Source organism: Bradyrhizobium sp., assembly GCF_035273305.1.
Classification (GTDB): Bacteria; Pseudomonadota; Alphaproteobacteria; order Rhizobiales; family Xanthobacteraceae; genus Bradyrhizobium.
The window spans coordinates 1-6,618 of record NZ_DATEPI010000335.1 but is presented as its reverse complement, the minus strand read 5'-3'; the positions used below and the strand labels follow the sequence as shown (position 1 = coordinate 6,618).

The following is a 6,618-nucleotide window of genomic DNA, read 5'->3' as shown; positions in this document are numbered from 1 at the left end:
AGGTTGAGGTCGAAGCGTCGTAAATCGATTTCATTCATTGTAGAACACGATTACTCATTAGATCGATAGGCAAAAGAGGTTCATACCACCTGCCCGCCTTCAATCAAGTCGCAGGAGCCATGATGAAAAGAATTCAAGCCGGCTGCGCCGCAGTGGCCTCTTTCGCTTTAATGATACCTTCCGCCGGCGCGGAAATCAGCGCCGAGGCTGCCCGCGCCAGCGTTGCGCCGTTCTATAAAGCCTTGAATGCGGAATTTGCTGGCGAAAGCCCAGACCTCATCATGCAATCGACGACCGCGCACTGGGTCTCATGCCGCGGCAACGATGTTTGCAACACGCGTGAGGAAGTGATCGCCGGGATTGGTCAACGGCTGAAAGCGATCCCCGACCTGAGATGGAAGATCAAACAAGTTCTAGTCGCCGGCAATCAGGTCACGGTACGAGGTGAAGCAACCGGCACGCCGGCAGCCGATTTCATGGGAGTGCCCTATACGGGCAAATCGTTCAAGCTGATGTCTATCGACGTCCACACGCTCGAAGGCGGCAAGATGGTCCGTTCCTACCACATCGAGGACTGGCTTGGTGCCGTTCGCCAGCTCTCCTCAAACTGAGCAGCACCAACAAGGGGAAAGGCGCGTTGGCTCGGGCGGTCGCGTGATCTTTCGAACCAAGCCGCAGGAACAGTGCGCACAAGCGTTCAAATCTCACGCCGCGTCCATAGCCATGCGGGCCTTGAGGATCTTGTCCGGCTTCTGCACCGGTTCGCCACGCTTGATCTTGTCGACGTTCTCCATCCCAGACGTCACCTTGCCCCATACTGTGTACTGATTGTTGAGGAACGAGGCGTCATCGAAGCAGATGAAGAACTGGCTGTCGCCGGAGTCGGGACTTGCCGCCCGTGCCATTGAGGTCGTGCCGCGCACATGCGGCTCATTGTTGAACTCGGCCTTGAGCTTCTGGCCGGACCCCCCTGTACCGGTGCCCTGTGGACAGCCCGTCTGCGCCATGAAACCATCGATCACGCGATGGAATACGATACCATCGTAAAATCCCTCGCGAACCAGCTCCTTGATCCGGGCCACGTGGTTAGGCGCAAGATCCGGGCGCATCTCGATGGTGACGGGACCCTGCGTGGTCTCGAGGATCAAAGTATTTTCGGTGTCAGCCATGCTCTTCTCTCTGGGTTCTGGGGTGAAATCTTCCTGTTGCGGAACCGAATAGCAAATGGCCGGCCAGCAACAGCGCCTGCCATGCTTTCTGTAAATGGCATCGGCGTGCAGCGTTGCAACGCCTCCATCACAGCCAGGCGGTATTGCAGCCGGTCGTTGTCGTTAGCCTGTTCGGACTCGTAAGTGATCCGGGGATGGCCGAGGATCGCGCCAGAGTGGTTGAAGCTGACAATAACCGTGATGTCGATGGGATTGGCGCGGGTGGTCGGAGGCGGTTTCCAGCAGTTCGAAAAACGCGCATACGCCTCCTTGATCGTGTTGACCTGCCATCCCTCCGCGTGCGCGCTGGCCGGGTACAGCAACAAGCAGAGCAGGCCAAACCAAATAATTCGCCAGATTGCGCCGCGACCGTTCACTTGATGTCGGACGCGACTTGCACCTTCACCATCTTGTCGGGATCGGTCACGCTGCCGCCTGACGAACCCGGAGGTGCTTTTTTTAACTTATCGACCACATCCATTCCCTGCACAACTTCGCCGACTACCGTGTACTGGCCGTTGAGACTGGGAGCATCGCCGAACATGAAGAAGAACTGCGAATTCGCGGTATCGACACTGTCGCCGCGCCGGGCCATGCCGACGATGCCGCGCTTGAACGGCACGTTCGAAAACTCGGCCTTGAGGTTCGGATATTTCGAGCCGCCAGTGCCATTGAAGTTCTGGCCATCGCCGGTTTGCGCCATGAAGCCGTCCATCACCCGGTGGAACGGCACGTTGTTGTAAAAGCCTTCGCGTGCGAGCTGCTTGATGCGCTCCGCGTGCTGAGGCGCGAGATCGGTTCGCAGCTTGAACACAATGCGGCCCTTGGTCGTGTCGATGACGATCGCATTCTGCTTGTCGAGACCGGCAGGCAGCGGTTGGGCGATTGCAGGCGCGGCACAGATCAACACAACGACGAAGGCGAGTACTCGGATCATGGAAACTCCGGTGCGAAAGTTAGCGGATTACAGAGGGGCGCATCTTCCCTCGTGAAAACGATGTCGCTCCTCTGCGAACAATCGCGATCAGGCAAATTTAGTTTTAAGTCCAGCCGCGACCGCGGGAGGCACGAAGGCGGATACATCGCCGCCCATTCCGGCGATTTGGCGCACCAGTGTGGCGGTGATCGGGCGAACCGCAACCGAAGCTGGAAGGAATACCGTCTGCACCTCCGGCGCCATGGTCTCGTTCATGCCGGCAATCTGCATTTCATAGTCCAGATCCGTGCCGTCGCGCAGGCCCCGAATCATGATAGTGGCGCCGGCGTTCTGCGCCGCCGTCACTGTGAGCTTGTCATAGGTGGTGCACTCGAACGCGCAGCCGGCCTTGGCGGCGATCGGCGCAAACACCTCCCGCACCATCTTGATGCGCTCCTCCACCGTGAACAGCGGCTTCTTTCCCGGATGGACCCCTATAGCGACGATCAGCCGGTCGCACAGCCCGACGGCCTGCCTGAACACATCCAGGTGGCCGTTAGTCACGGGATCGAATGAGCCTGGATAGAGCGCGATGCGGGGCATGAACCCCTCCTACCCCGCTCCGGGCGGCCCCGCAAGCGGGGCAGGCTGCTTCCAAGACACGACGACTTGCAGCCGGCCCAAACTGCGCGAGCTCTCGCCGCGTGCCTCAGAGGACACGTGTTTCGTCCGGCTTACGCAGACGAAACAAAGCCGGGGCATGACGAAACCATTTCCTATCGTCACGAAGACATCCGGAAACGAGTCCTTCGTATGAAAGGTTAACGAAACGACGGGCCGCAAAGGCCCGAGGACAGGGGACCGTCATGATCAAGGCATTTTCTGCGATCGCCGTCGCGGCGTTCGTTGCCGCTACGCTTGCCATTCTTCCCGGCTTTGCTCCTCAGGTCGAGGCCAGCGTTCCGCAAGCGCTCGCCAAGGGCGATCGGCTGGACATTCGCCCCACTGGTCCGAACTGCTCCCAGCAAGCGTGGCCGAATTTCGAGGCCTCCTGCCTGCGTGTCGCCGGCTCCAAGACGATGATCCAGCATGCGCGGTTAGTAACGACGGATCGCACGCCATAGGGCGTGTTCCCTCCATCAAACCTTAAGACGAGTAGATGACGTTGGCTCGGCGACCTGGTGCAATTTCGATCGCGGGCGCTAGCTCACCAAGTTGACCAGACCCCCTCGCCGTAGCTGTTCGTATCACTCGCCATTGCCATTGCCGTTCCCGTTCTCGGTGTCCTCGCCGATATGCTCGACCGAAACCACATGCTCGTCGTCGGCCGTATTGAATACGATAACGCCTTGGGTCGATCGACCGGCAATCCGGATACCTTCGACCGGACAGCGGATGAGCTGGCCTTTGTCGGTCACCAGCATGATCTGGTCGCTGTCCTCGACCGGGAATGAGGCCACCAGCTTGCCGTTGCGATCGTTGACAGACATGGCGACAATACCTTTGCCGCCGCGGCCGGTGGTGCGGTACTCGAACGAGGACGAGCGCTTGCCATAACCGTTCTCGCTGATGGTGAGCACGAACTGCTCGCTGGCGGACATCTCGACATAACGCTGTTCGCCGAGCTCGATTGCGCCCGACGCATCCTCGTTGTCGATCCCTGCCTCCTCCTCGACGCCGCCTCGCCGCACCGCATTGGCGCGGCGCAGATAGGCCGCGCGCTCCTCGGCATCGGCATCCATATGGCGCAGGATAGTGAGCGAGATCACCTTGTCGTTTGCCGGCAATGCGATGCCGCGCACCCCCATCGAGGTACGCCCGGTGAACACCCGCACGTCCGTGACCGGGAAGCGGATGCACTGCCCCCCCGCCGCCGTCAGCAGCACGTCATCGCGTTCTGTGCAGATCTGCACGTCCACGATCGATTCGTCCGAATCGAGCTTCATGGCGATGATGCCGGAGCGCCTGACATCGATAAAGTCCGACAATTTGTTACGGCGCACGTTGCCGCCGGTGGTCGCGAACATGACGTCGAGGTTGGCCCAGGACGCTTCGTCCTCCGGCAGCGGCATGATGGTGGTGATACGCTCGCCCTGCTCCAGCGGCAGGATGTTGATCATCGCCTTGCCACGGGCGTTTGGCGCCGCCATCGGCAACCGCCAAACCTTTTCCTTGTAAACCTGTCCACGCGAGGAAAAGAAAAGCACAGGCGTATGGGTTGAGGCCACAAACAACCGGCTGACGAAATCCTCGTCGCGGGTTTGCATGCCGGCACGACCTTTGCCGCCACGGCGTTGCGCCCGATAGGCCGACAGCGGCACGCGCTTGACATACCCGGCGTGTGACACAGTCACCACCATGTCTTCGCGCTGGATCAGATCTTCGTCCTCTACCTCGCCTTCCTGTTCGATGATTACGGTTCTGCGCGGAGTTGAGAAATCCGATTTCACCTCCGCGAGTTCGCCTTTGATGATCGCTTGAACACGCGCGCGCGAACGCAGAATATCGAGGTAGTCGTTGATTTCTCCGGCCAACTTGTCGAGCTCCTCGGATATCTCCTCGCGTCCGAGTGCGGTAAGTCGCTGGAGCCGCAGATCAAGGATTGCCCTTGCCTGCTCTATCGACAGGCGTGCGGTACCGTCGGCGTTGATCCGATGTCGAGGATCGTCGATGAGCGTGATCATCGCCTCCACGTCCCTGGCGGGCCAATCGCGCGACATCAGGATGTCTCGCGCCGTATTCGGGTCGGGCGAGGTGCGGACCACACGGATGATCTCATCGATGTTGGCAACGGCGATGGCCAGACCAACCAGCACATGGGCGCGATCGCGGGACTTGTTGAGCAGGTATTTGGTCCGCCGCGTGACCACCTGTTCGCGGAAGGCGACGAACAGCGTCAGCAGGTCCTTGAGGTTCATCAACTGCGGCCGGCCGCCGTCGAGCGCAACCATGTTGGCGCCGAAGTTGCTCTGCAGCGGCGTGAACCGGTAGAGCTGGTTCAGGACGACGTCGGGCATGGCATCGCGCTTAAGCTCGACGACGACGCGAAAACCATCGCGGTCGGATTCGTCGCGCAAATCCGAAATGCCTTCTATCTTTTTGTCGCGCATCAGCTCGGCAATGCGCTCGACCATATTGGCCTTGTTCACTTGATACGGAATTTCCGAGATGATGATCGCTTCACGGTCCTTGCGTATTGTGTCGATCGTCACCTTGCCGCGCATGACGATCGAGCCTCGGCCGAGATGATAGGCCGAGCGGATGCCCTGTCGTCCCAGGATGATTCCTCCGGTTGGGAAATCCGGTCCGGGAATGATTTTGATAAGCTCGTCGATGGTCAGCGCGGGATTTTCAATGAGAGCGACGCACGCATCGATTACCTCGCCGAGATTATGCGGGGGGATGTTCGTCGCCATGCCGACCGCGATGCCGCCGGCGCCGTTGACAAGAAGGTTCGGGAACTTCGCCGGCAAAACCAGCGGTTCCTTTTCGGAGCTGTCGTAATTGGGCTGAAAATCGACGGTGTCCTTGTCTATGTCATCGAGCAAGGAGTGCGCGATCCGTGTCAGGCGCGCTTCGGTGTATCGCATCGCCGCCGGCATATCGCCGTCGACCGAACCGAAATTGCCCTGACCATCGATCAGCGGCACCCGCATCGAAAAATCCTGCGCCATGCGCACCAGCGCGTCATAGACCGACTGGTCACCATGAGGATGGTATTTACCGATCACGTCGCCGACGGTGCGCGCGCATTTTCGATAGACCTTGTTCCAATCGAATCCGTTCTCGTGCATCGCGTAGAGAATGCGCCGATGCACCGGCTTCAGCCCATCACGCGCATCCGGCAGCGCTCGCGCCACGATGACGCTCATGGCGTAATCGAGGTAGGAGCGCTTCATCTCATCGAGGATGGATACGGGACGAATATCCGAGGGCGCCGGCGGCTCGCCGGGGATGTTGTCTTCGTTGTCAGCCAAAGGGGAAATCCGTCTATTTTTGCTCGGGAATCATATAGCGTATCGAAGGGGCGCAAACCACCCTTAACCACCTGGCGGGAGGGGTTTTTCCCTTCGTTTTTCCAGTGACTTAGGCCGAGAGCGGCATCGTCTTGCTATCACCTTTTACTGCCGAGTTGAACCGGACCTCCCGCGGTCAGTTTCCGGGCCGGAAAGTCGCCTCCCCGACCACATACATTCGGCTAAGGCCGAACAGTACGGCATGCGCGACTCGGCCGCACAGCAGCGTGAACAGCGCCGAGGTCTGCTACCAAAACAAGATCATGACATCGGCAACGCGGTGGGTGGGCGCGCCAGACGGGCAAATTGAACGAGGCGAAGCGCGAACGCGCTCATTGCCGCAAACGAAGGGGAATCGCTGGCGCGGCATTCAGCAATGGGTCCCAGGCTGATTCAGCGGCCTCTCAGAATGGGATGTCGTCATCCATATCGCTGTTGCGAGCACCGGCTGCGACCGCCCGTCTTGGTGCGGCCGTGG

General features: G+C 59.7%; 7 protein-coding genes. 2 read left to right on the top strand and 5 right to left on the bottom strand.

The genetic code is table 11. The annotated features are described in order from the left end of the window. Window positions 1–122: 122 nt before the first annotated feature. On the top strand, window positions 123–611 hold the full coding sequence (locus tag VJV58_RS21920) for an ester cyclase (protein WP_324139465.1): 489 nt from the start codon (window positions 123–125) through the stop codon (window positions 609–611). A 93-nt stretch (window positions 612–704) separates the two neighbouring features. Here VJV58_RS21920 and VJV58_RS21915 read toward each other — a convergent pair whose 3' ends face one another. The 4 genes from VJV58_RS21915 to coaD form a co-directional block, all read right to left on the bottom strand. Further along, on the bottom strand, window positions 705–1,169 hold the full coding sequence (locus VJV58_RS21915) for a peptidylprolyl isomerase (RefSeq protein WP_324139464.1): 465 nt from the start codon (window positions 1,167–1,169) through the stop codon (window positions 705–707). After that, window positions 1,145–1,585 (bottom strand): hypothetical protein, encoded by a 441-nt coding sequence (locus VJV58_RS21910; protein ID WP_414641546.1) that lies wholly within the window; start codon window positions 1,583–1,585, stop codon window positions 1,145–1,147. Before VJV58_RS21910 ends, VJV58_RS21915 begins: the two co-directional genes overlap by 25 nt. After that, window positions 1,582–2,145, bottom strand: a complete 564-nt coding sequence (locus tag VJV58_RS21905; RefSeq protein ID WP_324139463.1) for a peptidylprolyl isomerase — start codon at window positions 2,143–2,145, stop codon at window positions 1,582–1,584. The genes VJV58_RS21910 and VJV58_RS21905 overlap by 4 nt, the downstream gene beginning before the upstream one ends. A gap of 87 nt (window positions 2,146–2,232) precedes the next feature. Further along, window positions 2,233–2,727: a pantetheine-phosphate adenylyltransferase gene (gene coaD / locus VJV58_RS21900; protein WP_324139462.1), complete on the bottom strand. Its 495-nt coding sequence runs from the start codon at window positions 2,725–2,727 to the stop codon at window positions 2,233–2,235. 263 nt (window positions 2,728–2,990) lie between these two features. Between coaD and VJV58_RS21895 the strand changes: the two genes are divergently transcribed. Beyond that, window positions 2,991–3,248 carry a hypothetical protein gene (locus tag VJV58_RS21895; protein ID WP_324139461.1) on the top strand — a complete coding sequence of 86 codons (258 nt, stop codon included), beginning with the start codon at window positions 2,991–2,993 and terminating at the stop codon, window positions 3,246–3,248. A gap of 123 nt (window positions 3,249–3,371) precedes the next feature. Here VJV58_RS21895 and gyrA read toward each other — a convergent pair whose 3' ends face one another. Then, on the bottom strand, window positions 3,372–6,101 hold the full coding sequence (gene gyrA / locus VJV58_RS21890; protein WP_324139460.1) for a DNA gyrase subunit A: 2,730 nt from the start codon (window positions 6,099–6,101) through the stop codon (window positions 3,372–3,374). Between the last annotated feature and the right edge of the window lie 517 nt (window positions 6,102–6,618).